This is a genomic window from Ruegeria sp. CDSA079 (genome assembly GCF_059612245.1).
The window spans coordinates 80284-105275 of sequence record NZ_JBXWQF010000008.1; the positions used below are offsets into that span (position 1 = coordinate 80284).

Annotated in this window: 18 protein-coding genes and 1 pseudogene; 7 read left to right on the forward strand and 12 right to left on the reverse strand. The window is 55.9% G+C overall.

All coding sequences use genetic code 11. The annotated features are described in order from the left end of the window. Window positions 1-33: 33 nt before the first annotated feature. Window positions 34-1092 carry a dipeptidase gene (locus AC2FJZ_RS10640; RefSeq protein WP_496777484.1) on the reverse strand — a complete coding sequence of 353 codons (1059 nt, stop codon included), beginning with the start codon at window positions 1090-1092 and terminating at the stop codon, window positions 34-36. A 118-nt stretch (window positions 1093-1210) separates the two neighbouring features. Here AC2FJZ_RS10640 and AC2FJZ_RS10645 point away from each other — a divergent pair, with 118 nt between their 5' ends. Continuing rightward, window positions 1211-2122 (forward strand): LysR family transcriptional regulator, encoded by a 912-nt coding sequence (locus tag AC2FJZ_RS10645; RefSeq protein ID WP_050604370.1) that lies wholly within the window; start codon window positions 1211-1213, stop codon window positions 2120-2122. Between the two features lie 185 nt (window positions 2123-2307). Here the strand turns inward: AC2FJZ_RS10645 and AC2FJZ_RS10650 are convergent, their stop codons facing one another. After that, entirely contained in the window at window positions 2308-3153 is an 846-nt protein-coding gene (locus AC2FJZ_RS10650; RefSeq protein WP_496777486.1) for a LysR family transcriptional regulator, read from the reverse strand. 86 nt (window positions 3154-3239) lie between these two features. Between AC2FJZ_RS10650 and AC2FJZ_RS10655 the strand changes: the two genes are divergently transcribed. From AC2FJZ_RS10655 to AC2FJZ_RS10675, 5 genes are all read left to right on the forward strand, one after another. Further along, the gene (locus tag AC2FJZ_RS10655; RefSeq protein WP_496777488.1) at window positions 3240-3707 is read left to right on the forward strand and encodes a c-type cytochrome; all 468 of its coding nucleotides are present in this window, start codon (window positions 3240-3242) and stop codon (window positions 3705-3707) included. Between the two features lie 13 nt (window positions 3708-3720). Further along, the gene (locus AC2FJZ_RS10660) at window positions 3721-4629 is read left to right on the forward strand and encodes a c-type cytochrome (RefSeq protein WP_496777490.1); all 909 of its coding nucleotides are present in this window, start codon (window positions 3721-3723) and stop codon (window positions 4627-4629) included. A 495-nt stretch (window positions 4630-5124) separates the two neighbouring features. After that, window positions 5125-12108: a GAF domain-containing protein gene (locus tag AC2FJZ_RS10665; RefSeq protein ID WP_496777492.1), complete on the forward strand. Its 6984-nt coding sequence runs from the start codon at window positions 5125-5127 to the stop codon at window positions 12106-12108. 3 nt (window positions 12109-12111) lie between these two features. Then, window positions 12112-12453, forward strand: a complete 342-nt coding sequence (locus AC2FJZ_RS10670) for an Hpt domain-containing protein (protein ID WP_496777493.1) — start codon at window positions 12112-12114, stop codon at window positions 12451-12453. Continuing rightward, window positions 12446-13471, forward strand: a complete 1026-nt coding sequence (locus AC2FJZ_RS10675) for an adenylate/guanylate cyclase domain-containing protein (protein WP_496777495.1) — start codon at window positions 12446-12448, stop codon at window positions 13469-13471. The genes AC2FJZ_RS10670 and AC2FJZ_RS10675 overlap by 8 nt, the downstream gene beginning before the upstream one ends. 131 nt (window positions 13472-13602) lie before the next feature. On the opposite strand, the pseudogene AC2FJZ_RS10680 reads toward AC2FJZ_RS10675, so the two are convergent. From AC2FJZ_RS10680 to AC2FJZ_RS10695, 4 genes and pseudogenes are all read right to left on the reverse strand, one after another. Next, window positions 13603-13965, reverse strand: a pseudogene (locus tag AC2FJZ_RS10680) (class II aldolase/adducin family protein); the annotation flags it as partial. Window positions 13966-14085: 120 nt separating this feature from the next. Next, complete coding sequence (locus AC2FJZ_RS10685; protein WP_496777496.1) at window positions 14086-15138, reverse strand: sterol desaturase family protein; 1053 nt, start codon at window positions 15136-15138, stop codon at window positions 14086-14088. 92 nt (window positions 15139-15230) lie between these two features. Beyond that, on the reverse strand, window positions 15231-16067 hold the full coding sequence (locus AC2FJZ_RS10690) for a 3-methyl-2-oxobutanoate hydroxymethyltransferase (protein WP_496777498.1): 837 nt from the start codon (window positions 16065-16067) through the stop codon (window positions 15231-15233). Window positions 16068-16085: 18 nt separating this feature from the next. Beyond that, the gene (locus tag AC2FJZ_RS10695) at window positions 16086-17084 is read right to left on the reverse strand and encodes an NAD(P)-dependent oxidoreductase (protein ID WP_496777500.1); all 999 of its coding nucleotides are present in this window, start codon (window positions 17082-17084) and stop codon (window positions 16086-16088) included. 98 nt (window positions 17085-17182) lie between these two features. Between AC2FJZ_RS10695 and AC2FJZ_RS10700 the strand changes: the two genes are divergently transcribed. Next, a complete protein-coding gene (locus AC2FJZ_RS10700; protein WP_496777502.1) occupies window positions 17183-18058 on the forward strand; it encodes a LysR family transcriptional regulator in 876 nt (291 codons plus the stop codon). A gap of 504 nt (window positions 18059-18562) precedes the next feature. On the opposite strand, the gene AC2FJZ_RS10705 is transcribed toward AC2FJZ_RS10700, so the two are convergent. The 6 genes from AC2FJZ_RS10705 to AC2FJZ_RS10730 all read right to left on the reverse strand — a co-directional run bounded on the left by AC2FJZ_RS10705 (window position 18563) and on the right by AC2FJZ_RS10730 (window position 24908). Next, on the reverse strand, window positions 18563-18931 hold the full coding sequence (locus tag AC2FJZ_RS10705) for an NAD(P)/FAD-dependent oxidoreductase (RefSeq protein ID WP_496777504.1): 369 nt from the start codon (window positions 18929-18931) through the stop codon (window positions 18563-18565). Between the two features lie 809 nt (window positions 18932-19740). Next, window positions 19741-20148 (reverse strand): universal stress protein, encoded by a 408-nt coding sequence (locus AC2FJZ_RS10710; RefSeq protein ID WP_496777505.1) that lies wholly within the window; start codon window positions 20146-20148, stop codon window positions 19741-19743. 119 nt (window positions 20149-20267) lie between these two features. Next, entirely contained in the window at window positions 20268-21782 is a 1515-nt protein-coding gene (locus AC2FJZ_RS10715; protein WP_496777507.1) for a malonate--CoA ligase, read from the reverse strand. Window positions 21783-21787: 5 nt separating this feature from the next. Continuing rightward, entirely contained in the window at window positions 21788-23047 is a 1260-nt protein-coding gene (locus tag AC2FJZ_RS10720; protein ID WP_496777508.1) for a malonyl-CoA decarboxylase, read from the reverse strand. Beyond that, entirely contained in the window at window positions 23044-24360 is a 1317-nt protein-coding gene (locus tag AC2FJZ_RS10725) for a TRAP transporter large permease (protein ID WP_050604352.1), read from the reverse strand. The genes AC2FJZ_RS10720 and AC2FJZ_RS10725 overlap by 4 nt, the downstream gene beginning before the upstream one ends. A 5-nt stretch (window positions 24361-24365) precedes the next feature. Further along, window positions 24366-24908, reverse strand: coding sequence for a TRAP transporter small permease (locus AC2FJZ_RS10730; RefSeq protein WP_050604351.1), 543 nt, complete (start codon window positions 24906-24908; stop codon window positions 24366-24368). Between the last annotated feature and the right edge of the window lie 84 nt (window positions 24909-24992).

Genomic DNA, 24992 nt, shown 5'->3' on the forward strand with positions numbered 1-24992 from the left:
TGTCCTCTCTGTCACTATGTCTTTCATCGACGGTCACGCCCCCCAGGTCTTCTCGAGAACACGTAACCAATTTTCGTGGCAGAGCTTCTTGATGAGCTCTTCACCATAACCATGGCGCTCCATGGCATTTCGTAGTCGGGGCAGCATGGATACATCTGTCACATCCTCCGGCACCATTGCCCCGTCATAGTCCGACCCAAGCCCAACCCGATCCTCACCCAATATACCGATCAGGTGATCAAGGTGCCGCAGAACCTGCGTCAAAGGCACATCTGACAACATCCGCCCATCTTCACGCAGAAATGCTGTGGCAAAATTCAGGCCAACCATTCCGTCGCTTTCAGCAATTGTGCGAAGCTGATCATCCGTCAGATTGCGCGCGTGCGGGCATATGGCATGGGCGTTGGAATGGGTTGCCACCAATGGAGCCTCAGAATACCGCGCCACATCCCAAAAGCCCTTTTCAGTAAGATGTGACAAGTCCAGCATGATGCCGAGCGCATTGCAGCGCCGAACAAGCCTGAGACCATGATCGGTCAACCCGTCGCCAGTATCCGGCCCTGATGGGAATTTCAGCGGTACTCCGTGCCCGAAGATGTTCGGTCGGCTCCAAACCGGCCCAATTGACCGCAGGCCCGCGGCGTAAAAAACGTCTAGCGCATGCAGATCGGTGTCGATCGCCTCGGCACCCTCAATGTGAAAAATGGCGGCCATACGGCCTTGCGCCATGCACTCCCGGATGTCAGCAACCGAACGAACCACCTGCAATGCGCCCAATCGCTCCAGTTCGAGCAGGATTGCGATCTGGCCCAACGCGGCAGGCAAGGCATCTTCGGCATCAATCTGATCTGGAAGCGGCAGGTCATAACTCGGCTCGACCATCTTTTTCATCTTGGCGGCCAAATCCATCGATGATGGAACCCAGATCGCAAAGAAACCTCCGCCAAAGCCTCCACTTCGGGCTTTGACCAGATCAATCGCGCCATCAAGACCTGTAAGGAAGCGACCAGCTTCTGACAAACCACCCGCCGAGGCAAGTTTCGACAATACGTCGTTATGCCCGTCAAAGATCAGCGGAGACGTTTTCACCATTGCACCACATGCTTCAGTATCATTTCGATACATGCTAGCAGACGGGATCATCATAATTGCAAAAAATTTCAATGAGTTTTACTCATAGAGGTAGACGGAATCATGAGGCCGCAGAGAAATGGGAAAACCTCGCAATTGGCACTCGCTGCCGGAATACCAAGCATTGCGAGCACTCATGCAGGCCGGAACAACGGCGGCGGCGGCACGACAACTGGGTTTGTCGCAATCTGCGGTCAGCCGTTCGATAGGCAGCCTTGAAACGCGGCTTGGAAAAATGCTCTTCGAGCGGGATGCGGGCAGGTTACGCCCAACGCAAGAGGCGGTCAGGCTCAACATGCGGCTTGATCCATTGTTCGAATCTTTGGACCGGATCGACGGTCCGGCCGAAGCTGTGCAAGAAACACTGCGTCTGGTCGCACCACCTAGCTATGCGCATCGATATATCGTTTCTCTCATCGCAAGCTTTTTGCGGGCAAACCCCGGGTTTTTCGTCAATCTGGAAGTAACCACTTCTGAATTGGTCACTCTCGGCGTCCTGGAAAATCGCTTTGATCTGGCGGTAACCGGTGTTGAACAAAGCCGTGCGGGCATCAAACTCATTCCATTTCGGGTATCTCCTGCTGTTTGTGTTATGCGACCAGAGCATCCACTGGCAACGCGCGGCACACTCACACCGTCTGACCTTCATGAACAGGATCTGATCGCCTTGACATATCGTCATGGACGGCGCGGACAACTAGATCGGTTGTTGCACCAGGTTAGAGCCGAACCCAGAATTGTTGCAGAAGTTTCGACCTCTTTCGCTGCCGCTGACATGGCGCGAGAAGGTCTGGGCTTGGCGGTGATCAACCCATTTCCGGTGTACATGTATCGATCCCCCGAACTAGCGTTTGTCCGGTTTGAATCCCCCATGCGATATCGCGGTCATTTTGTGGTTTCAGACCAAAGGCCCGTTCCAAGGATCGCCCGCGCCTTTATGCGGCATCTCCGGCTGAACACACCTCCTGATCCCTTTTCGGATCGTAGTTAGAAAGCGTACAGACCCACCCAAATCCGTTTTCTGTTTCCACCATCGCCACTGCGGTGGGGATTCTCCGAAGCAGGTCGACGATCCAGAGAAACATTTGGGTTAACTGATTCAATACAGACTTCATGAGTTCTTCTAACAAATGGATGATTGGAAAATTGAACACCGCGCGTTTTGTTCAGGGTATGTCACGCAGCCAGAACACTGGACAGGCGTTCAACCAACGCTCGCTTAACGATCGAAAACTTCGGGGTCTGCGCAATTTCATCCAGCGTCGTGACCCACAGAGGTACTTCAATTTCGGGACCACCCTCAACCGAAAGGTGAAGCCGAGGGTCCGCATTCCCGATAAATGTGGGTAAAAACGCTTTGCCTACCCCGGACGCGGCCATCTGCTGAAGCACTAAAAAGCTATCTGCGCCGTTAGTCATTTCATCCGCACTGACATGTTCGACCAACCATTCGGCCGGGAGCGAGCGGCTCAACGCCCCATCTAGCCGCATCCATTTTCGGTTGGGAGAGCCGTCGTCAAAAACTCCGAATGACAGCGTGCCTGCGCGATCTCCAACAAGCCCGTCTTCAAGGTTTATCGAGGGCCGCACAGCGATGTCCGCTGTCAGCCTCGATAGATCGTGATGGCTGTTTCCGCTCAATAAAGTCAGCTCCAAGCCGGGGTACAACTGCGATATCTCGTTTAGTATTTGAGGCAATACAAGCTGACAAAGACTATCCGTGGACGCAATGCGTACGCGACCTACCGGGGACCGGTCCGCACCCACAATTGCCCGCTCTACTGACAGCACCGCTTCTTCGACGCTTTCCATCGCCGACAGAATTGTGCTGGCCTCGGGGAGGGCGGAATACCCTGATGGGCTTTTCTGAAAAAGCACGCAGCCAAAGCGTTCTTCAAGGGCAGCAACTCTGCGCAGAACTGTTGCATGCGTGACACCCAAAGCGCCAGCGGCTGCATTCAGTGATCCGTGTTTTCTTACGGCAAGAGCGTATCGAATATCGTCCCAGTTTTGGTTGTTCATAAATTAACAGGGAACGATGAATAACAAACAATTACAAGAAAATTCGTTCAAGGTAGTATTCGGTGTATAGAACAGGGAGACATACCATGATGAAGAGATTTGGCATCTTCGCGGCAGGTCTATTGGCTGTAGCCGCCATCGGCACAGCCATCGCGCATGAAAGCGAAAACCCGGCTGTGAAAGCCCGGACCTCGATAATGCAACTCTATTCTTTTAATCTTGGCACTCTTGGCGGCATGGCCAAGGGAGAGGTGGAATATGATGCCGAGGCCGCAACACGGGCCGCAAATAACATCGTCGTTCTGACGCAGATCGATCAATCCGCGATGTGGCCCGCCGGATCCGATAATGTGGCCGACCCGTCCACCCGCGCATTGCCTGCCATTTGGGAGAATTTCCCGGATGTAGGCGCCAAGGGGCAGGCTTTGGCCGACGCCGCGGTTGCGATGCAGGCTGCGGCAGGACAAGATGTCGACGCGCTTAAGGGGGCGATGGGTAATCTGGGCGGCGCCTGCTCAGCATGCCATAAAGCCTACCGAGCACCGAAAGACTAAAGGAGCGCTAGCTGTGCGGCGTTTTTTCATTTTCGCCGCGGTTGTTGCAGTTCTGGTCGGGCTGGCCGGTTTGGTGCTGACCCGACCGCAGACCGTTGATCGGACCCAACTGAACGGCGTTACTCCTGATCTCGCAAGGGGCGAGACGGTTTTTTACGCTGGAGGTTGTGCATCGTGCCATTCAGCCCCGGATGCCGTCGGAGAGGATAAGCTCGTCCTCGCAGGCGGTCGTCGGTTTGAGACGGATTTCGGTACGTTCGTAGCCCCGAACATATCCAGTGATCCAAAGGCCGGAATTGGGTCGTGGTCTGCGCTGGATCTGGCCAATGCCCTGATCCATGGGACCGGGCCCAAGGGGCAGCATTATTACCCGGCGTTTCCTTATACGTCCTATGCCAACATGACGCTGGAGGATGCCGCATCGCTGCATGCGTTCCTCGCCGCCCTGCCAGCGGCAGCCGCTGAAAGTATCGCGCATGAGGTTGGATTCCCTTTCAATATTCGACGCGGTCTGGGCGGATGGAAGCACTTGTATCTAAAGCCGGGTTGGGCGGTTGATGGCGATCTGACCAACCAGCAAATACAAGGCCGGTATCTGGTGGAGGCGCTGGGACATTGCGCCGAATGCCATACACCGCGAGACGGATTGGGTGGGTTGAAACGCGATCTCTGGCTGACAGGCGCACCAAACCCAAGCGGAAAAGGTCGGATCCCCGGGCTGACCGCGGACCAGCTTGATTGGTCCGAAGCCGACATTGCGGAATACCTGAAATCCGGTTTCACACCAGATTATGACAGCGCCGGCGGCGAAATGGTTGAAGTTATCGAGAATACTTCTCGATTAAGCGACGACGAGCGTTTGGCGATCGCCGCTTATCTCAAAGCCGTTCCTGTGCCTCAGAGTGAGCCCCAGTCAGAGTAACTGGTGTTACAGGCCGCGATGCGGATACCAAGGCTGTTGGCCCTGTTCGCAGGCCGAATGCGCAGAGGCTTTTTTTCTTTTCTGCCAAACACCTGTTTTAGGTCTTGAGCACGCGAACTCACCCATCGTTCAGGTTTTCTTTGACGTTGGATCGGCGGTCGCGGCCGAATGACACTTAAAGTCGTTCTTTGGCCCATCCCGATTTCCATCGCGGTACCGGCCCTTAAGCTGCTGGCTTGGTGGTCGATCAGGTTCAGTGGTACTGCTGTTAGACGCGATAGAAGCTTCAGGGAACGTAGTGGCTGCGCTGCTTGCGTAATTTGCCGTGCGGGTTGCCTCGCTGACCAACTGAATGCTCCGAATTCAGCGGACCTCGTCCATGCGCACACAAATGCAACGGACATCATCCGTGAAGAATTCCAGTGACTTCTATAACATGCTCTCTAAACTCTGGGCAGTTGCAAGTCATGGATTGGCACGGGAGCTTAGGCACAGGTGGGGGACAAAAAGGCATCGGGGACGACGGCAAGTCCCACGCCATCGTCTGCCCAAAGTGCGGATCTAAGCGCCGCTGACCAGCAAGCGCGGTTTGAAGCCACCGCACATGTTATGCGCGCGATCTCTGAGGCCAAAGACGACGTGCAGCCAGTTTGCGATCTGATTGTCGCGCTCGCCAAGAATCTCTGCGACGCTGTTTTTGCCGGCCTGGTCCTTGGGCGAAAAGGTGACACGCTTCAGCGGCTCGTGGCCAGCGTCAACCTGCACCCGGACATTCAACAACTCTGGCTTGACGGCAAATACACAATGGAGCCGGGCAATTCTCTGGTGACCGAAACCATCCTCAGCGGCGAGACCAAGCGCGTTGTTGATATGGGAGACACTGACTTCCACAAATCCGGTGATGAGCGCTTTAGGCTCATCGTCGACACGCACGGGTGCCGCAGCAATCTGTTTGTTCCCCTGATGCTGGATGGCGCTGCAATCGGGTGCCTGATGTTGGCGCGTGACGAGGTGCGACCCTATACCGACGATCAGGTCAAGCTGGTCGAAACCTTTGCCGCCCAAGCGGTTATCGCCATTGAGAATGTTCGCCAGTTTCGCGAATTGCAGACACGTCTGGCGCGCGAAGGCGCCACGCGGGAAGTCCTTGAGACAATCAGCCGTTCGCGGGACGATGAGGCTCCGGTGTTTCAGACAATCCTGGAAAACACCGCCCGGCTTTGCGAAACAGATGTCGCCACATTAAGCCTTTTGAACGAGGCGGGAACCCATCTCGAATATGCGGCCCATTTCGGGGATCAATTGGCGACCTATGACGTTGGCGTAGATCGCTGGTCACTGGACTCACACCTCCAGATCGCCGAATCCGTGCGAAAGGCGCGCGTCATTCACAATGTCGATTTGCGTAAAACTGAACCCTACATCAATGGCGATCCATGGCGCCGCCAGCTTGTAGACGAAGAAGGTGTCCGGTCGTTTCTGACGGTGCCACTCTTGTCGGCAGATGGCATGCCCGTGGGCGTTATCGGAATTTACCGACGCGAGGTTCGGGCCTTTACAGACGACGAGATTTCTCTGGTTGAGGGATTTGCCGCCCAAGCCGTGATCGCGTTGGACAACACGCGACAATTGAAAGAGCTGCACACGCAATTGGAGCGTCAGACGGCAACGCAGAAAATTCTAACAGTCATTAGCCAAAGCCGTGATGACGATGCACGCGTCTTTGATTCAGTGCTTCAGCAGGCCACCAAGGTGTGTGGCGCAGATCAGGCAGTACTTATTCTGATCAACGCTGCCGGGACCCACGGGCGGTTGGCCGCGAATTGGGGGCATCAGCAAACTGAGTTTGATGTTGGAGATGAGTGGCCATTGGACGACTCGATTCCCGTGTCTACCGCGATACGGACAGGTAAGGTTGGTCGCATTGATGATTTGACTGAAACTGACTTTTTCCGCTCGGGCCATCCTACGGCTGTCATGATGGTTGAGACCGAAGGCATTCGATCACGTGTTGTTGTTCCCCTTCTGCAACGAGATCGGGCCATAGGTGCCATTGCGGTCAGCCGCCGTGAGGTACGTCCGTTTGCTGACCCAGACGTGCAGTTGATTGAAGAATTCGCCAAGCACGCAGTCATTGCCATCGAAAATACGCGCCAGTTTCGTGAAGTTCAGGAACGGCTTGAGCGGGAAGAAGCATCGCGTGAAATCCTCGAAGTCATCAGCCGTAGCCGCGATGACGATAGCCCTGTCTTCAATAGCATACTCGAAAACGCCAGCCGTCTGTGTAACGCGCCGCTGGCCTTCCTGTGCGTCGCTGATCACGAACGTGGTCTTGCTACAATTCCGGCTAATATCGGTGCGCGAACGGATTTTAGTGAGGCCCTGAAGGGGTTCGTGGAACCCTTGACGCGTACCGAACTCGTTGCGATCCGCCCCATGATCGATGGCCAGGTCATCCGGCAAGATGATATCGCAGATGATCCACTTTATTATCGGGATCGCGACCCAAAACGGGTTCAGATGGTCGAGGTCGAAGGTGCCCGCTCGGTTCTTGCGGTGCCGTTGATGAAAGACGAAACGGGTCTTGGGGTGATCGTTCTCTATCGCCGTGAGGTTGCGCCCTTTTCGGATGACGATGTCGCATTGGTCCAAACCTTTGCAGCCCAAGCCGTGATCGCAATGGATAACGTACGTCAGTTCCGGGAGGTGCAGGACCGTACTGCAGAAGTCACGCAAGCTTTGGAGTATCAGACCTCAACATCCGAAGTGCTGCGCGTCATTTCGGCATCTCCCAATCAGCTGTCGCCTGTTCTGGACGCCATTCTCAAAGAAGCGTCACGTATCTGCGAATTGCAGGATGCCTATGTCGCGATGCTGAACCCGAACGATGGGCTCTTTCATGTGCACTCAACACTCACACAGGACACGGCCTTTGCAGAATACGTCAAGTCCCACCCGATTTCGCCAGAAGAGAACGGTGTAAGCGGACGTGCGATCCTGTCGAAGCGCACAAGCTACGTCGAAGATGTCGAGGCGGATTCGACTTACACTTGGTTGGAAGAAAGCGGTGTAGGTGAATATAAATCTTTGCTTGGGCTTCCTTTGGTCAAGAACGGCGAGGTGGTGGGTGTAATATCTCTTGGCTCGCCAGTGGTCTCGGGTTTTTCCGCCAAGCAGATCAAGTTGTTGGAAACGTTCGCTGATCAGGCCGTCATCGCGATTACCAACGCAAACCTTTTCCACGAGTTGGAGGAACGCACGGAAGAAGTCACGCAGGCGCTGGAGTATCAGACCGCCACGTCAGACGTGTTGTCTGTGATTTCTCGATCACCGAATGAGCTGGAGCCGGTGCTGAAGGAGATATTGAGGGTCGCCAGCCGGATTTGCGAGCCAAAATACGCGGCGATCTCGATTCTGAATCCACGGGATAAGCTTTACCACACTGATATCACGCTTGATTTTGACAGCGACTTCATGAGGTTCATCAGCTCCCACCCGGTTCCCGCAGGGCACGGGAGCGGGATTGGACAGGCCGCTGAATTGGGAAGAACAGTCTACTACGAAGATACGGAAGCAGACGATTACACCTGGAAAGAGGCTGCTCGCATCGGCAAATACCGCTCGCTTCTGGGTGTCCCGCTGGTCAAGGACCAGGTTGTGGTCGGGGTAATTGTGCTCTGCCACGACAAAGTCGCACCATTCAACTCAAAACAAATCTCTCTCTTGGAAACGTTCGCCTCGCAGGCGCTGATTGCCATCAACAACACCCGGCTCTTTGAAGAAGTGCGGGCGCGCACTGCCGAGGTCGAAGAGGCATTGAAGTATCAGACGGCGACGTCCGAAGTGCTCGACGTCATCTCTCGCTCGCCCAACGATCTGCCACCGGTTCTGGATGCTATCCTGCAGGTTTCCTCACGTATCTGTTCCCCGGAATATGCGTTCTTTGCGATGAAGGATGCTGACGATGGCCTTTACCGCGTGGCCATTTCCCACAACGTCAGTAATGCTTTTCTCGAATTCCTGTCGAACAACCCGATCGCGCCAGAGGAGGGTTCTTGCATCGGGCGCACGGCCCTGCATGGCAAGACAGTCTATATTAAAGACACCCGTGGAGATCCCTCTTACACATGGAAAAAGGCGGCGGAGATCGGTGACTATCTTACGACGCTCGGGGTTCCCTTGGTCAGCGATGGCGTAACCGTTGGTGTTATTGTCATGGCGCACAGGAAGGCGGCGGCGTTTAGCGACAAACAGGTCAGCTTGCTGGAAACTTTTGCGTCCCAGGCCGTGATCGCCATCAACAACACGCGACTGTTCAAGGAAGTGCAGGCGCGCACCGCCGAAGTCGAAGAGGCGCTGGAGCAGCAAAGGGCCAGCGCAGAGATACTCAGCGTTATCAGCCAGTCGGTCGAAGACACGCAGCCGGTGTTCGAGAAGATTCTCGAAAGCTGTAAAGTGCTTTTTGGCGGCGAAGAACTGGATGTGCTTCTTGTTGATGATGACGGTCTCTTGCAGGTCGAAGCGTATATTGGTGACTTCCGTGAAGAAGTCGAAAAGACCTTTCCGGCACCGTGGCAGATAACGCCTGTTGCGCATGCGTTGCGGACCGGAGAAGTCGCCAATTATTCCGATTGTGCCAACAATTCCGACACGCCTGCCGTGCTTCAAAAGATAGCACGCATTGCAGGATACCATTCGGTCGCGTTCGCCCCAATGATGTGGGAAAAGAAAGGCATCGGCGCGGTCGGTGTCGCCCGGCGGGACAATCCTTTTCAAGCCAAGGAATTGCGCGTTTTGAAGGGTTTTGCTGACCAAGCTGTCATAGCAATTCAGAATGCGCGGCTGTTTCATGACACGCAGACTGCGCTGTCGCGCCAGACCGCCAGCGCGGATGTGTTGAGGGTGATCTCCGAATCCCCCGCCGATACAAGGCCGGTTTTTGAAAAGATTGTTGGCCTCGCAACCATGCTGATCGATTGTGACCTATCGGTTGCCCTGCAAGCCAATAAGACAGAACTCTGGCAGGTCGCTGCCGCTACTCCAGATGGTGTCGAGAAGATCACGTGGACAAAGCGGCTCGCAATTGATCCTGAAGACAATTTACCGTCTCGGGCGATCAAAAGCGGCAAGACACTGAATATGCCTGAATGGAGCTATGATGACCTGCCTCCGCGTGACCAGGAAATCAATCGTAAGAAGGGGTTCAAGTCGTCTCTGACCGTGCCTTTGATGCGCGGGAAGGAGTGTTTTGGTGCTCTGGCGTTCATTCGAAAGACGCCCGCAGTTTTCAGCGATGATGACGTTGCCATTGCCGAGTCGTTTGCCGATCAGGCGATCATCGCGCTCGAAAACGTACGGCTGTTCAACGAAACGCAGGCATCATTGGCACGTCAAACCGCAAGTGCGGACATATTGCGTGTGATCAGCCAGTCGCCCGATGATATCAAACCTGTCTTTGAGGCTATTGCCGAAGCGGGTGTGCGGTTGGTCTCGTCCGATATGGTCGCAGCTATGACTGCGCAAGACAACACGTTCGAGGTTCTCGCGCGGGTTACCGGAGAAGGCGCGGAAACCCTGGAAGGAAACCAGAGCTTTTCCATCGATCCCGATCCAATGTCCAGCTTCCCAGCACAGGTTTTGCACGAGAAAAAGATGCTCCACCTGCCGGATTGGGACGCGCTTGACCTCCCGCCATTCGAGAAGGTCACATACGAGCGGCATGGAATCCGGGCGGCTCTGTTACTTCCCCTTATGAAGGGAGCGGCGTGTCTGGGTGTGCTGGTCTTTGCCCGGCAAACGGCCGGAGCTTTCACCAAAGACGAAATCGACCTTGCGTATTCATTCGCCGATCAGGCTGTGATTGCGATTGAGAACGTGCGCCTTTTCCGTGAGGCCGAAGAAGCCCGTGAGGTGGCCGAGTCTGCCAATGAAGCCAAAAGCGCTTTCCTTGCCACCATGTCCCACGAAATCCGCACACCGATGAACGCCGTCATTGGGATGAGCGGGCTTTTGATGGATACCGAGCTGGATGCGGAGCAAAGCGATTATGCCAACACGATCCGCGACAGCGGCGATGCGCTGTTGGCCATCATCAATGAAATCCTCGATTTCTCGAAAATCGAAGCTGGGCAGATGGATATCGAGAACCATCCGTTTGACCTGCGTGAATGCATCGAAAGCGCGCTTGATCTGATCAGCGGTAAAGCCGCTGAGAAGCAGCTTGATCTGGCTTATGAGTTTGACGACGCTCTACCCCTTGCAATCAGTGCTGACCTGACCCGGTTGCGACAAATCCTGCTGAACCTGCTATCCAACGCCGTGAAGTTCACTGAAAGCGGTGAAGTGGTGCTCTCTGTTGAACAAACCGCCAAGAACCGCGGATCGCTTGAGTTGACGTTTAAAGTCCGCGACACCGGCATTGGCCTGAGCGAAAAAGGGATGAGCCGTCTGTTCCAGTCCTTCAGCCAAGCAGACAGCTCAACAACCCGCAAATATGGCGGCACCGGCCTCGGATTGGCAATTTCCAAACGTCTTGCAGAACTCATGGGTGGCACCATGTGGGCAGAAAGTGACGGCGAAGGGCATGGTTCGACCTTTACGTTTACGATCCGGGCCAAACCCTCCAAACCGGTCAAAACGTCATCACGCGATCTGGTAGGCGTCCAGTCCGAGCTTGAAGGCAAACGCATTCTTATGGTGGATGACAACACCACCAACCGTAAAATCCTGTCCCTGCAGACCGAGAAATGGGGCACTCAAACCACCACCTGTGAAACCCCGTCCGAGGCGCTAACCGCGCTCGAGAGGGCTGAAAAGTTTGATTTGGCCATTCTCGACATGCACATGCCAGAAATGGATGGTGAGGAACTTGCCCAGAAAATTCACGCCAAGCATCCGGACTTGCCGCTGATCCTCTTCAGTTCTCTCGGTCTACGTGACATGGACCTTGAAGTCGGTCTTTTTGCGGCCAACCTCGCCAAACCGCTGCGTCAGTCGCATCTTTTTGACACGCTGGTCACGTTGTTTTCGACCGAAGATGCCCCCGTGAAACCGACCAAACCGGCGGGCAAACCCCAGACCGACCCAGAGATGGCCAAACGGCACCCTCTGCGTATTCTGCTGGCTGAGGATAATTTGGTGAACCAGAAGCTTGCGCTTCGCTTGCTTGAACAGATGGGTTACCGCGCGGATCTGGCCAGCAACGGCGCTGAGGCGGTTGAAAGCGTGAACCGGCAAACATACGACGTCGTACTGATGGACGTGCAGATGCCTGAAATGGACGGGCTCGAAGCCTCACGCCGCATTAACAATGATTTCCCCGGAGAAGACCGACCGCGTATAGTCGCCATGACTGCCAACGCCATGCAAGGCGACCGCGAGATGTGTTTGGATGCCGGGATGGACGACTACATCGCCAAACCGATCCGCCTGCCTATTCTTATCGAAGCCCTTTTGAATGTTCCCAGGAAAAGCAAGTGATCCATGACAAACGGACCAATTGATCTTGATATCTTCGCTGAGCTCAAGGACGCGACTGGCGACGAATTTGCCACCGAACTTGTAAACACCTTTCTTGACGAGGTCCCCGGCATGATTGCCGAATTGAAAGCGGCTGCCGACGCATCCGATGCCGATGGATATCGCCGCGCAGCTCATTCCATCAAATCGAACGCAAACACTTTTGGTGCGACTGCGCTGGCGGAGTTGGCAAGGAAAATCGAACTCGGGGGCATACCCGCAACTGGCGATCTTACGGATGCCAAAGCACTGGAGGCCTCTTTCGCTAAAGCTGCTGCGGCCTTGCGGACCCTGAACAATGACTGATGCACCCGGCCATCTCCTCATTGTTGATGACAACAAGGTCAATCGGCTGCTCCTGTCTCGCAATGTTGAACTGTTGGGGCACAAAGCTTCTGTCGCGGAGAACGGCCGCGTCGCGATGGAGATGCTGTCGAGTCAGTCATTTGACCTGCTTTTACTTGATATCGAAATGCCCGAAATGGACGGGTTTCAGGTTCTGGAGGCAATTAACGCGGACCCCGACCTGCGCGAATTGCCGGTGCTTGTGACTTCTTCGGTCGAAGGGCTCGACAACATTGTGCGCTGCATCGAGTTAGGCGCAGAAGACTACTTGCCCAAGCCAGTGAACAAGACACTTCTCAGCGCCCGCGTCTCCAGCGGCCTTGAAAAGAAGCGACTGCGGGACGAACAAAGACGCCTGCTTGAACGCTTCGCAACAACCGAGGTTGCGCAAGACCTGCAAGAGTCCGGTTTTGCCATCGGCGGCAAACGTGCAAACGCATCAGTCCTCTTTTGTGATATTCGCGGTTTCACGACCCTGTCGGAAAACCTTGCACCTGAGGCAACAATTGATCTGCTCAACACCTTTTACACGCTGATGTTCGAGGCGGTGACCAGCAATGGCGGCATTGTCAGCCTGATGCTGGGTGACGGATTGATGGCTCTCTTCGGTGTTCCGCAACCGCTAAACAATACTGCGCAAAGTGCGGTTGCCGCAGGACATGAAATGCATAGCATGATCGAGATGCTGAATCACGACCGGCTCGCTGATGGCGAAGAGAGCCTCAGGATCGGCATCGGTATCGCTACAGGCGAAGTCGTCGCGGGCTATGCCGGCACTGACAACCGGGCGACCTATACCTGTATCGGATCCACGGTAAATCTCGCGGCCCGATTGGAAGCTGAAACCCAGAACACTGGAAGCCGGATTTTGGTTGATCAAGAGACCCTGGATCTGCTGGACGGGGCTGATGTACAGAAGACATTTGGCAGGACCCAGATCAAGGGATTCTCTGATCCGTTCGACATTCACGCGTTGTGATCTTCCCGCAGGAATACTGGTTCTCGGATATCATTTCTTGCAAACGTGCATTCGACTAAAGACGCCTGCCGTTGCAGCCATTCGATCTCGTTTCGAGAGATCAGGTCGTGATTTTTCGCCCGGCCATTTGCCAAATAGCGGTTGAAGAATGTTGCGGTGTTCTGGTCGATCGGCGGCAAGATGCTGTCGACCAAAGAGGCGAGAACTGTCGTAAAGATCGAATGGGTGTGCATCACGCAATGCGCATGTGGACAGCGTCGTTGGATCGCGCCATGAAGGCCCCAGGCTGTCGGATCAGGCACGCCGGGCCGGTTCAGCGTGTCGGGGTCGCCGGCGTCCAGCAACAAAAGGTCTGACGCGCGGATACGGCTGAAATGTACCTGATTGGGGTTCATCAGGAACTGCGTGCCATTGTCATTTACCGCCAGGCTGAAATGGTTGGCCACCGCTTCGTGCAGACCCAGGCGTACTGTCCATTGAAAGGCCGCGGCCATGTCGATACGCAGATCTCAATGGTCGATGTTGTTGGTGTCGGAAATAGATTTTGCGGTGGCCATGTTTTCGTCCATCCGGGATGGGTGTGCCTGACACCACGCGGTCAGGCACTGTTTGTGTCAGCTTGACGTATGCACCTGCCCCTTGGCGTGCATTTCACGCTTGCGGTTCCGGGTGCGTTTCGTGGCGTTTTCGGACCCGTCATGATAGGTGCCGAACCACTTGTCCCAGGGCATTTCCGCGTTGCCATAGTTGCATTCGTAATAGCGGTGATGCAGCTGGTGGAAAAAGGCACCCAGCAGCAACGCCTGACGGTCACGCGCCCAAATCGCCTCATACCCTGAATGTGACGAGGCTGCGCCGAGCATCAGCCAATAGCCCAGAAACAGCATGTGAACCGGGTGGCTGGGCAGGATCAGAACGATCAGGATCGCACTGAGGAAACCAAACGATTCAACCGGGTGCATCGACATACCGGACCATGGGCCAGTGTTCACGTTGCGATGATGAACGGCGTGCACATGGCGGTAGATGAACGGCTGGTGCAGGAACAGGTGCACCACGTAGAAATGTAAGCTTTGCCAGATGGCAAGGATCGGGAACAGCAGGACGAACCAGATCGGATGCGCGGCAAAGCTGAGCGTGCCGATATAGTTGTTGGCGTACATCCAGCGCAAAAAGCACTCAAAGCCAGACAGGAAGGTCGCGCCGAAGACCATGGAGTAAAACATGTTGTCCCAGGTCTGATAGCCGAATTTGTACAAGGCGTTCTTGCGCTTCATATATGGGCGCGGGTCGTACTTTAGCAGCTTGCCCTGCCCGTCAATTCCGTAGAACCAGAAATGCAGGCCACCCGCGACGATCAGCAACAACACCCAGTTGCGCACAAAGACATGCGCCATCCAGCCAAAAGCAAATCCGGTCTGATCCGGGCCAACCGGCTGCAGCCAGAAGCCCACCAGAAACGCCAGTACCAGAAAGATCGAGCGATCCGAAAATTGCAGCCAGTTCTGCCAGGTCCATTTTGTCAGCGCACTTAAGTTTGGCGGCCAGTTCCAATAAGGTGCGAATTTCACCGGCAGTTCGGGGTGCCAATGCCATTCCCGGCTCATCGGGCCGGGTTCAGTTTTGGGTTGCGTTTCCGCGTTTGGGTTGGTGTCGGCTGTGGTCATGTCCTGTCCTTTCCTGAAAACGTAGTGGTTTCAGGAAAGGCGCGGGGGCGGCTCATAGGGGTTTTTGCGTGATGCCTTGCAATTCATCGGCACTACTCGTGGAACGGGCGGCGCTTATCCAGCGCCTCGCGCAGCTTGTCATGCTCGCCGGGTTTCATGGCAATACTGGTGGCTGCATCGGGATAACTGCCATTCAGCACGGCCGTGCGATAGGCATTTAAGCCTTTCATACGTTCGGCCTCCAACTGAGCGCGGACACTGGCCATGTCAGCGAATGCCTTAGCATGACGTGGCGGGTGTTCGGTGTCTCCACAGGCATCATCCTGAAACAGGAAGATGACATCCGCAGCCCCGCCCGATCCGATGGAATGAGTGATCAACCCGGTGCGTGGGCTGATCTCGGCAATCGCCTGGTCCGCGACGCATTCCAGTTCGACGGCATAGGCACCGGCATCCTCCAGGCGACGCAGATCGTCGGCCAGTTGCATCGCCTCATCCGCTGTGCGGCCATAGGCGCGTAGCCCGCCAATCTGTGTGGACAGGCGCGGCACCAGACCCAGATGGCCCTGCACGGCCAGCCCTTCATCGGCCAGCAATTGAACCGCCTTGAAACTGCGCAGGGTGTAAACCGCATCCGCCCCCGCAGCAGCGGCGCGAATACCGGCGCGCAGGATGTCCTGATGGGTCTCATAGTCGCTGGCCATCAGGGCGGCGGTAGTAAAGGTGTCGGGCGCGCCGGCGCGCACCTCGGCCAGATCATGATCGACAATCGACAGATGGTCGATCCCGGCGGCTTCGGCAGCGGCTGCCTCGATCCGGTTCGCGGCGGTGGTCTGGACAAACTTGCGCTTGCCCTTGCCCGCTTTGATATCCGCAACCGTCAGGTTGCGCGTCGCGGGAAACCCGCCAAAGGTATAGATCCGTTTCATGACAGCCACCGTCCTGACTTATTCAGCCGCCTTGAGCTGCGTGCCCTGCGGGATCACCTCGTAACCCGGCTCTTCCGGCTCATCGTCCAACATTTCCGGCGGGAAACCGGGCGCGCGAATATCCAGGCCGGTCGCCTCTTCCAGACGTTTGATGATGTTGGGCGAATAGCAACGTTCGCCAAAGCGTTCGATACCGTCCTCGAAGATCTGCACCAGCATCGGTGAGATTTCCAGCGGCACATTGTGGCGATCAGCCACCTGCTGAAACAGGCCTGCGTCCTTTTTCACCAGATCCATAGTGAACGAGATATCGCGCGACCCGTTCAGGATCACCTGGCTTTCGGTTTCGTGCACAAAAGACGTGCCCGAAGAGATTTTCATCGCCTCATATGTGGTATTCAGGTCCATTCCTGCCGCCTTGGCGGTCACCAGCGCCTCGCAGCAGGTGACGAGGTTGGCGGTCGCCAGATAATTGGTCACGACTTTCAGAACCGACGCAGAGCCCAACTCGCCCGTATGCAGGATGCGGCGCCCCATTGTGGTCAGGAAGGGCAGAATACGTTCGAACGTGGCGCGATCACATCCGGCAAAGATCGAAATGTTGCCTGTATCCGCGCGATGGCACCCCCCTGAGACTGGGCAATCGACGGCCGCCCCACCGCGTTCCATCACCATGGCACCCAGGCGTTTGACCTCAGCTTCATCCGTGGTGGACATCTCCATCCAGATCTTGCCCTCTTTCACTTCAGGCAACATTTCCTGCATGACCGTATCCGAGGCTGCAGGCGATGGCAGACAGGTGATAACCGCATCACAATCGCGCATCAGTTGCGCGGGGTTTTCACCGCGCTTTGCGCCGCGCGACACGAAGTCATCAACAAATTCCTCATTGAGATCATGCACTGTCAGGTCGATGCCGTTGCGCAGCAACGAGCCCGACAGCTTGCCACCCACATTTCCAAGACCAATGAATCCAACTTTCACGTGCGCGTTCCTTTCTTCAGTACGATCCGCCAATTTGCGCCACTGACATTCCGGAATGTTAAATACCAGTTGAAGCCTTGTTCAAAACGAATAAAACGGGCGAAGATAGGCAAAAATATTTGGTGCTAAAAGTGTCAAAATCGCCCAACCTGATATGGCTTCGATCCTTTGAATGCGCAGCACGGCACATGAGCTTTACCACCGCCGCCGTTGAACTTGGTATAACTCAGACCGCGCTGAGCCTGCATGTCCGCTCGTTGGAGGCCCAGTTGGGCTGCCCTTTGTTTTTTCGCGCAGCGCGCAATCTCAGCCTGACGGAGGTCGGGCAGGCGTATGCCTTCTCTGTTCGGCGGGCTTTGGGTGACATCGACCTGTCAACGGCAAGCCTGTTTGGGACCAGTCAGTCGCAAGAGCTGATCGTGCGGGTGCCGATATCCACGGCAACCTTGTTTCTTGCTCACAGGTTGCCTGAATTCTCTCGTCGTTATCCGGAATTCCCCATCAGACTTGTTTCGAACATCTGGGCAGAATCCGCCGGGCGCGAAAACGTCGATGTAGAGTTGCGATTGGGGAAGGGGGGGTGGAGTGATGCGCCGTTCCGGAAGATTTCGGATGAGCGTATTGTCCCCATCGCGGCCATCGCTCAGGGGGCAGATAAAATCCCGGCCAGCGAGCTACTGAATATGCCCCAGATTCAAATATTGGGGTTTCAGGACATGTGGCCCGAGTATCTCTCGGCGTTTGATGAACAGTACACAACCGCATCCCCATCCGTGGCTGTGGATACGACGATTGCAGCAGTCGATATTGCAGCCGCTGGGGGTGGCTGCGCACTGGTTCTTGAGAGATTTGCCAAGATGGCCATCGCAACAGGAAGAACCATCGCAATTGTCGGAGATGCCGCTCCGATAGAGCAGAGCCACTATCTTGTCGGGGGGCAGAAATCCCAATCCAACGACGCTGCCAAGAAGATGTTCGAGGTCTGGATTGAACAGATATTTGCGTGATTGCCCTTCTACCTTTGAAAGAATACCGACAGTTAACTGAGTGCCTTGCTTTTCCGCGTGGTCCGCCACGCGAGAATTTTTTACTCGATCTTGTTGCGCACGGTATGAATGACCGATCTCGAGTCTGCATTGCCGCAATAGGCGTTGAAGCAATCCGGCGGATTTCGTGCTGTGAGCGCACACAGCAAAAATTCGACACTTCAGCAACAGAACCTACAAATCACCTCTTTCGGAAAATACGCACCCTTGAATGAGATCGTCACTGTCAGCTCCTGTGAAATTCGAGCATGCGCTACCAAAACTAAGCTCGACCTGACAGGTGGGAACGAAGTTGGCGACAGAACTTGCATACTTCGATCAACCCTCGATGTCCGACACACGCGCAATTGCAGAAGCGGATGTGATCTTTATCAACAGCCTTGGTTTTTGAGACCGGATACGTTGCAATATTTTGAGAAACGATACGGAGGTTCTGGCCACCCGGTTGAAGGGTCATCTATGTGTCTATTCGAAGCGCGTCGCGCTGAAGGGTGACAGATCAGTGTTGTTTCGCGCGCCCGTGATGACATTCGCCACGAACTGGCCGGTTTTCGGTGCCACCATCAACCCGTAGTGGCTGTCGCCGAAGGCGGCTATGAGGCCGGGTAGCCCCTTGATTTCGCCGATGCAGGCCAAACTGTCGGGCAGGCTTGGCCGTTGACCTGACCAAGTGGACGTTTGTTTGTCGTTGAAATCAGGCAACAGCGCGCGGGTCAGTTTGACCAGGCCGTCCAGCCGCTTGTGATTGATAGAGGTGTCCAACCCGGAAAATTCTGCGGTTCCGGCCACGCGCAGACCTTTGGACATCGAAGAGGCGACGAACTTCATGTCCATAAGGGAGGGCTGGAACTGCCGGCCCGAAGGGTTGCCAAGGAATTTGCAAGTGTCGACGGTGATGCCGAATTCGGCCAGGAAACTGATAAACAGGGCGGTCGCGGCCTCGGGATAGGCCCGTCAAGTAATCCGGTCATGCAAAGTCTCAACACTGGCCGTCAACGAATTGGTTGTGGCTGGACCCATAGACTGCCTTCCCGTCAGAGCTTTGCGTCCCTGTCTGAAACCATTCGGACGGATAATGTCGATACCGCAACTAATGGGTTACGCATCGAAATTGGTCTTTTTCCAAACCGCATGACGCATTTAACTGCTGGCAGCCAACGTGACCCGCCCATCGACCCCGGCTGAGACAGATCAAGTCGGTGATCCGGATCTTTGGGGAATCTTGTCGGTGCACCGAATGGAAGAGACTGTTCGTTACTCAAGTGGCAGAGGGTTCGTCCTGAGAAACACTGCAGGACATGGCCAAAACGATTAATGATCAACGCAATTCTGGCTGGAAGGTGCGTAAAGCAAGGTCAGGCGATCCGGGCGCTGCGGCCAATGCTGTCAATTCTCAATGTGATGCACACCTGGTCGGGTGTTGTTGCCGTCAGTCGCTGTTTTTTATCTGTGTTTGCCCAGCCCCGGCCTAACGTTCTTATCATGGGCGGGTTCAACGCGCGCGTAATGCCCCGAGGTACTGCGCTGGCCAAACGGCTGGTGGACGAGTTCGCGGTGGTTACATCACGAATACCAGATCCCCCCAAATCATGGCTGAGTTTACGTGAGAACACGCATTTCGAACTTCAACCCTGTTTCAGGAGTCAACGGACGACATGAACTGAGCAATTAGCGTGCCGTACGACACGTGCAGCCGTCGAGCCCAGAAAGTAATCTTGCAGGCCAGGGCGATGACTTGCGATCACGATGCAATCGAAATTATGTGCGTCGGCATAGTCGAGAATACCGCGCCCCGCATGCCCCTCGACAACGTCGATACGCGCGTCGTTTACGTCTCCGATCAAGGGTTTAAGCTTTTCCGTAATCGCGGCCTTGGCGATTTCAAAATGGTTCTCGGGCAGCAGATCGCTGGTGTATTGGGGCAGGTGCTCAACCACATGCAACAGCGTCAGAGTGCCGGATGGTTGTGCGAGAGCACGCCCAACGCGGATGGATTGGGCCACATCTCGATCAGCATCGAGCGACACCGGAATAAGAATGTTCTGGTACATCTTTCAAACTCCTTGAGAGAAAAAATCAACGGGCTGAAGCCACGGACGACGCGGCTTCAGCCCGTTGAATGGAAACCCGCGGATCGAGGAGAGCCGCCGCGAGTTTGGGGAGCGAAACTTCACGCTACTGCAAACATATCTTTGTATTGGTCACGCAGAATGTTCTTTTGAACTTTGCCCATTGTGTTACGGGGCAGTTCTTCCAGCAGGATCAGCTTGCGGGGGTGCTTGAACCGCGCCAGGCTGCCGTGCACGGCACCCATCATGGCATCCAGATCGGGGATCTGGCCCGGTTCGGCAACGATCACACCCAGAACGGTTTCACCAAAGTCGGGATGCGGCACACCAACAACTGCACTTTCCAAGACACCAGGCTGATCATCCAGCACCAGTTCGATTTCTTTCGGATAGATGTTGTAGCCGCCCGAGATGATCAGGTCCTTGTTGCGACCGACGATATGAACATATCCTTCATCATCGATACTACCCAGGTCACCCGTGATGAAGAACCCGTTCTCGCGCAGCTCGGCTGCGGTCTTCTCAGGCATCTGCCAATAGCCTTTGAATACGTTAGGACCGCGCACCTCGATTTCGCCGATTTCCCCTTGGGGCAGGGCATTGCCATCAGAATCACAGATCTTCAGCTCGACGCCGGGAAGCGGGAACCCGACAGTTCCGGCGCGGCGCTCGCCTTCATACGGGTTTGAGGTGTTCATGTTGGTTTCGGTCATGCCATAACGCTCGAGGATGCGGTGGCCGGTGCGGTCTTCGAACTGCACATGGGTTTCCGCCAGCAGTGGGGCCGAGCCCGAAACAAACAGCCGCATATCCGCAGCCAGTTCTCTGGTGAACCGGTCATCATCCAGCAAGCGTGTGTAGAATGTTGGTACGCCCATCATGGTCGTGGCGTTGGGCATCCGGCCTATGATTTCATCCAGATCGAATTTGGGCATGAATACAATGCTGCCGCCCGCCGCCAAAGTGACGTTGGTCGCCACAAACAGTCCGTGAGTGTGAAAGATCGGCAGCGCATGCAGCAGCACGTCGTCGGATGTGAAACGCCATTCGTTGACCAGCGTTTGCGCATTCGACAACAGGTTATTCTGTGTCAGCATCGCACCCTTCGAGCGACCCGTTGTGCCCGAGGTATAGAGGAAGGCGGCCAGATCATCACCATCGCGATCGACGGTTTCAAAGCTGGCAGACATGGTCGCAGCCTGATCCATCAATGTGCCGCTGCCATCAGCGTTCAGGGTTTCCACCTTAGCGCCTAGCTGTGCGCCAACCGGTGTGAGCTTTTCTTTGCTCTTGCTGTCACAAACGATCAGAGACGCACCGCTGTTTTCGATGAAATAGGTCAGCTCATCTACCGTATAGGCGGTGTTGAGTGGCAGGAACACCAGACCAGCTTGCGCACATGCAGCATACAGCGCCAGCGCCTCGGGCGACTTTTCGATCTGCGCGGCGACACGATCACCGGGTTTCAGGCCCAGTTGGGTGGCGACATGCGCAATCTGCGCGGCGGTGCTCAGGAAACCCTGATGCGTGATGGTTGTCCCGTCTAGCAGGTGAAAAAAAGGTGTATCTTTACCGGCATGAACGCCGAACAAGCCATCATAGAGAGGGTTAGCCATGAGGTTTACCTTTCTTGTGTCGTGGTGAGAGAGGCGGACGCAGCGAGGGATTTTGCCTCGGCTGATGCGATCACCTCGCGAGTATTGGCGAATTGCTCGTGGTTTTGGGAAACGCGGGACAGGTCATACAGATAGTTGACCATGGTGCCGCCGGACTGCGCCCGCCCCTTTTCCGAGATATCGGCATCGGCATGAACCGCGTGGACCAGCGCGCCATTGCCCAGATGAAACCGGGCTACCGGGTCGAACGGCATATTGCCCCTGCTTTTGGCGCGCAGCAGATAATGCGCCGCCAGCGCCTTCATCTGATCAGATTGTTCGACATCCCATTTGAAACCCTCTTCTGAGAGCCATTTGGTCAGACCCGGAATGGGCGAAAGGGTGACGAAGGTTTTCAGCCCCGACAATTCGGCTGCCAGATCCGAAGCTACCTGTTTTATAAGCGAATTTCCGAACGAGATGCTGGCAAGGCCCGCCTGACAGTTGGAAATGGAATAAAACACCGCTGTGTCGGCCTGATCCTCTGGCATCGGGTCACGGTCTTCGGCGAGCAGGGCCTGAACCGATCCCGGAATGCCGCTGTTCAGTGCGACTTCGACGAAGATAAGCGGTTCGTCGGGCATTGAGGGGTGGAAGAAGGCGAAACACCGCCGGTCTACGGGTTCCAACCTGCGGCGCAGGTCGTCCCAGCTGTCTATGGCATGCACTGCCTCGTAGGCGATGATCTTTTCCAGAATATGCGCTGGGCTTTCCCAGTTGATTGGGCGCAGGACCAGAAATCCTCGGTTGAACCAGCTGGCAAACAGGTGCCGGAAATCCAGATCCAGCGCTTGCAACTCGGGTTCTTTACCGCCCAGCCGAAGCAGATCGGCGCGCATCTGCACCAGCGCGCCAGTGGCCCCGGGTACGCGGTTCAGCCGCCGGATCATTTCCTGCCGGGCTGGTTCTACCGCAGCCGCAAAGCTGCGATAGGTCGCTTTCGAGGGGGCACGCTCGTATGCGTCCAGCGATGACCGCACCGCATCGGGGTCGATATTCATAGCCGTGGCGAGATAGCGGAAGAACTCCAGCTTTTCGTCATCCGCCAGTGCGTCGAACCGGGTCAGTATTTCCTCGGCCAGAGCCAGCCCCGAGGTTTCCCCGGCGGACCCAACCAGCGCGTCGGCCAGTTCAGTCAGCGGGCGGCCATCCAGGGCCGCGCCCGCCGCGCCGCGGCGGTAGCGCCGCTCGAACACGGTGGACAGAAGATCCGCCAGCAGGGTCATATCGCCGCTCCCATCACCATATCAGGCAGCCATGTGGCCAGACCGGGGAACAGGCACAGCAAGACAATCGCAATCACCATGCAAGCCACAAAGGGGAGAGAGCCTGTCAGGATTGTTTTCAACGAAATGTCGGGCGCGATGCCGTTGATCACATAGAGGTTCAGGCCGACAGGGGGTGAGATCAGGCCAATCTCCATATTGATGGTCAGCACAACCGCGAACCAGATCGGGTCGAAGCCAGCGGTAGTGATGATCGGCAGCAGGATCGGTGCTGCCATCAGGATCACCGCAACGGGGGGCAGAAAGAAGCCGGCGATCAGCAGGAACACGTTGACCGCACCCATCAGAATCCAGCGGTTCACATCCAGCGTACCGATCCATTCGGCAATCGATTGCGTGATGAACAGCGAGCTGAGCATGTACGAGAACACACCGGCGGCGGCGATGATAAACAGGATCATCACGCTTTCTTTGGTGCTGTCGCGCAGCACAACCCAGATGTCCTTTGGGTTCCACAACTTGTAGATGATCATCGCGATCAGCAGGCAGAGCAGGGCGCCCACGGCTGCGGTTTCCGACGGCGTAGCGATACCGCCATACATGGCATAGAGCACGCCCAGAATGATGCCGAGGAAGGGCAACACGCGTGGCAGGATCTCGAACCGCTCGGCCCATGTATAGCTCCCGGAACCCAGTCGGGTCGCGTCACCCGATTTCCATGTGGAATACAGCGACCAGGCCATGAACAGACTGACCAGCATCAGGCCCGGGATTACACCGGCCAGGAACAGGCGACCAATCGATGTCTCGGTGGCGATACCGTAGACGATCATGGTGACCGACGGCGGGATCAGGATGCCCAGCGTACCGCCTGCAGCGATCGAACCGGCAGCAACACCGTCGGGATAGCCGCGCTTGCGCATCTCGGGGATGCCCATCTTGCCGATGGCGGCACAGGTTGCGGGCGACGAACCGGACATGGCGGCGAACAGGGCGCAGGCACCAAGGTTCGAGACAACCAGACCGCCCGGAACACGGGTCAGCCAGCGTTCAAGTGCTTCATACAAGTCCGCTCCGGCCCGCGTTGAGGCGATGGAGGATCCCATGATGATAAACATCGGGATCGAGAGCAGGGCGAAGTTGTCGAGCTTACCGAACAGGATTTCCGGCATCAGTTCCAACGACCGGGGGCCGTCGAAGATGATCAGGAACCCGGCCGAGACGATCAGCAGGCCGATAGCGACCGATACGCCTGAGAACAGAACGAGAATGGTGGCAATGGCGACTACAGCGCCGAGCAGAAGAGGGTCCATCGACTTTACTCCAGTCCGAAGGGTTTATCGATGCCAAGCAGGACGGCGACGAGGTCAGCAATCAGTTGCAACAGCAGCAGTCCAAAGCCGACGGGGATGGACAGGTAGGGAATCCACAGGCGAACACCCCAGACAGTGTCGGATTTCCAGCCACGCTCCCACGCGAAGTGCCAGTATTCATAGCCGTAGAACAGCATGACCGAGATGATGGCGATGGACAGGACCGAGGTCAGGATCGCCATAAAGAACCGTGCGCGCGGGGCCAGCGAGATTGGGATCAGGTCGACATTCACATGCCCGCGCAGACGCTGCACATAAGGCAGACCAACCAGTGTGGCGGCGATGACCAGATAGATAACCGCTTCGGTCTGCCAGATGGTCGAGCCGTTAAGGACAAAGCGCACGATGATCATCTGACAGGTGATGGCGACGGCTGCGACGATCATGCCTGCCGAACACCAACCCGCCAGAGTTGACAGTGCTGCGACAAAGCGAAGGAAGGGATTGTTCCCGGTGTGGGAAGCAACGGCAGAGCTGTGGCCAGCCATTTGCGCCTCCTGTTATTGAGATGCAATTAAGTCTGAAGATCAGAGAAGTTCAGATGAGATAAAGCAGGTTCCGGGCGACGGCAA

Coding starts and splice junctions, on each gene's coding strand:
- AC2FJZ_RS10640 (WP_496777484.1), bottom strand. CDS start 1,092: ATGGTGAAAACGTCTCCGCTGATCTTTGACGGGCATAACGACGTATTG.
- AC2FJZ_RS10645 (WP_050604370.1), top strand. CDS start 1,211: ATGGGAAAACCTCGCAATTGGCACTCGCTGCCGGAATACCAAGCATTG.
- AC2FJZ_RS10650 (WP_496777486.1), bottom strand. CDS start 3,153: ATGAACAACCAAAACTGGGACGATATTCGATACGCTCTTGCCGTAAGA.
- AC2FJZ_RS10655 (WP_496777488.1), top strand. CDS start 3,240: ATGATGAAGAGATTTGGCATCTTCGCGGCAGGTCTATTGGCTGTAGCC.
- AC2FJZ_RS10670 (WP_496777493.1), top strand. CDS start 12,112: ATGACAAACGGACCAATTGATCTTGATATCTTCGCTGAGCTCAAGGAC.
- AC2FJZ_RS10675 (WP_496777495.1), top strand. CDS start 12,446: ATGACTGATGCACCCGGCCATCTCCTCATTGTTGATGACAACAAGGTC.
- AC2FJZ_RS10685 (WP_496777496.1), bottom strand. CDS start 15,138: ATGACCACAGCCGACACCAACCCAAACGCGGAAACGCAACCCAAAACT.
- AC2FJZ_RS10690 (WP_496777498.1), bottom strand. CDS start 16,067: ATGAAACGGATCTATACCTTTGGCGGGTTTCCCGCGACGCGCAACCTG.
- AC2FJZ_RS10705 (WP_496777504.1), bottom strand. CDS start 18,931: ATGGACATGAAGTTCGTCGCCTCTTCGATGTCCAAAGGTCTGCGCGTG.
- AC2FJZ_RS10710 (WP_496777505.1), bottom strand. CDS start 20,148: ATGTACCAGAACATTCTTATTCCGGTGTCGCTCGATGCTGATCGAGAT.
- AC2FJZ_RS10715 (WP_496777507.1), bottom strand. CDS start 21,782: ATGGCTAACCCTCTCTATGATGGCTTGTTCGGCGTTCATGCCGGTAAA.
- AC2FJZ_RS10720 (WP_496777508.1), bottom strand. CDS start 23,047: ATGACCCTGCTGGCGGATCTTCTGTCCACCGTGTTCGAGCGGCGCTAC.
- AC2FJZ_RS10725 (WP_050604352.1), bottom strand. CDS start 24,360: ATGGACCCTCTTCTGCTCGGCGCTGTAGTCGCCATTGCCACCATTCTC.
- AC2FJZ_RS10730 (WP_050604351.1), bottom strand. CDS start 24,908: ATGGCTGGCCACAGCTCTGCCGTTGCTTCCCACACCGGGAACAATCCC.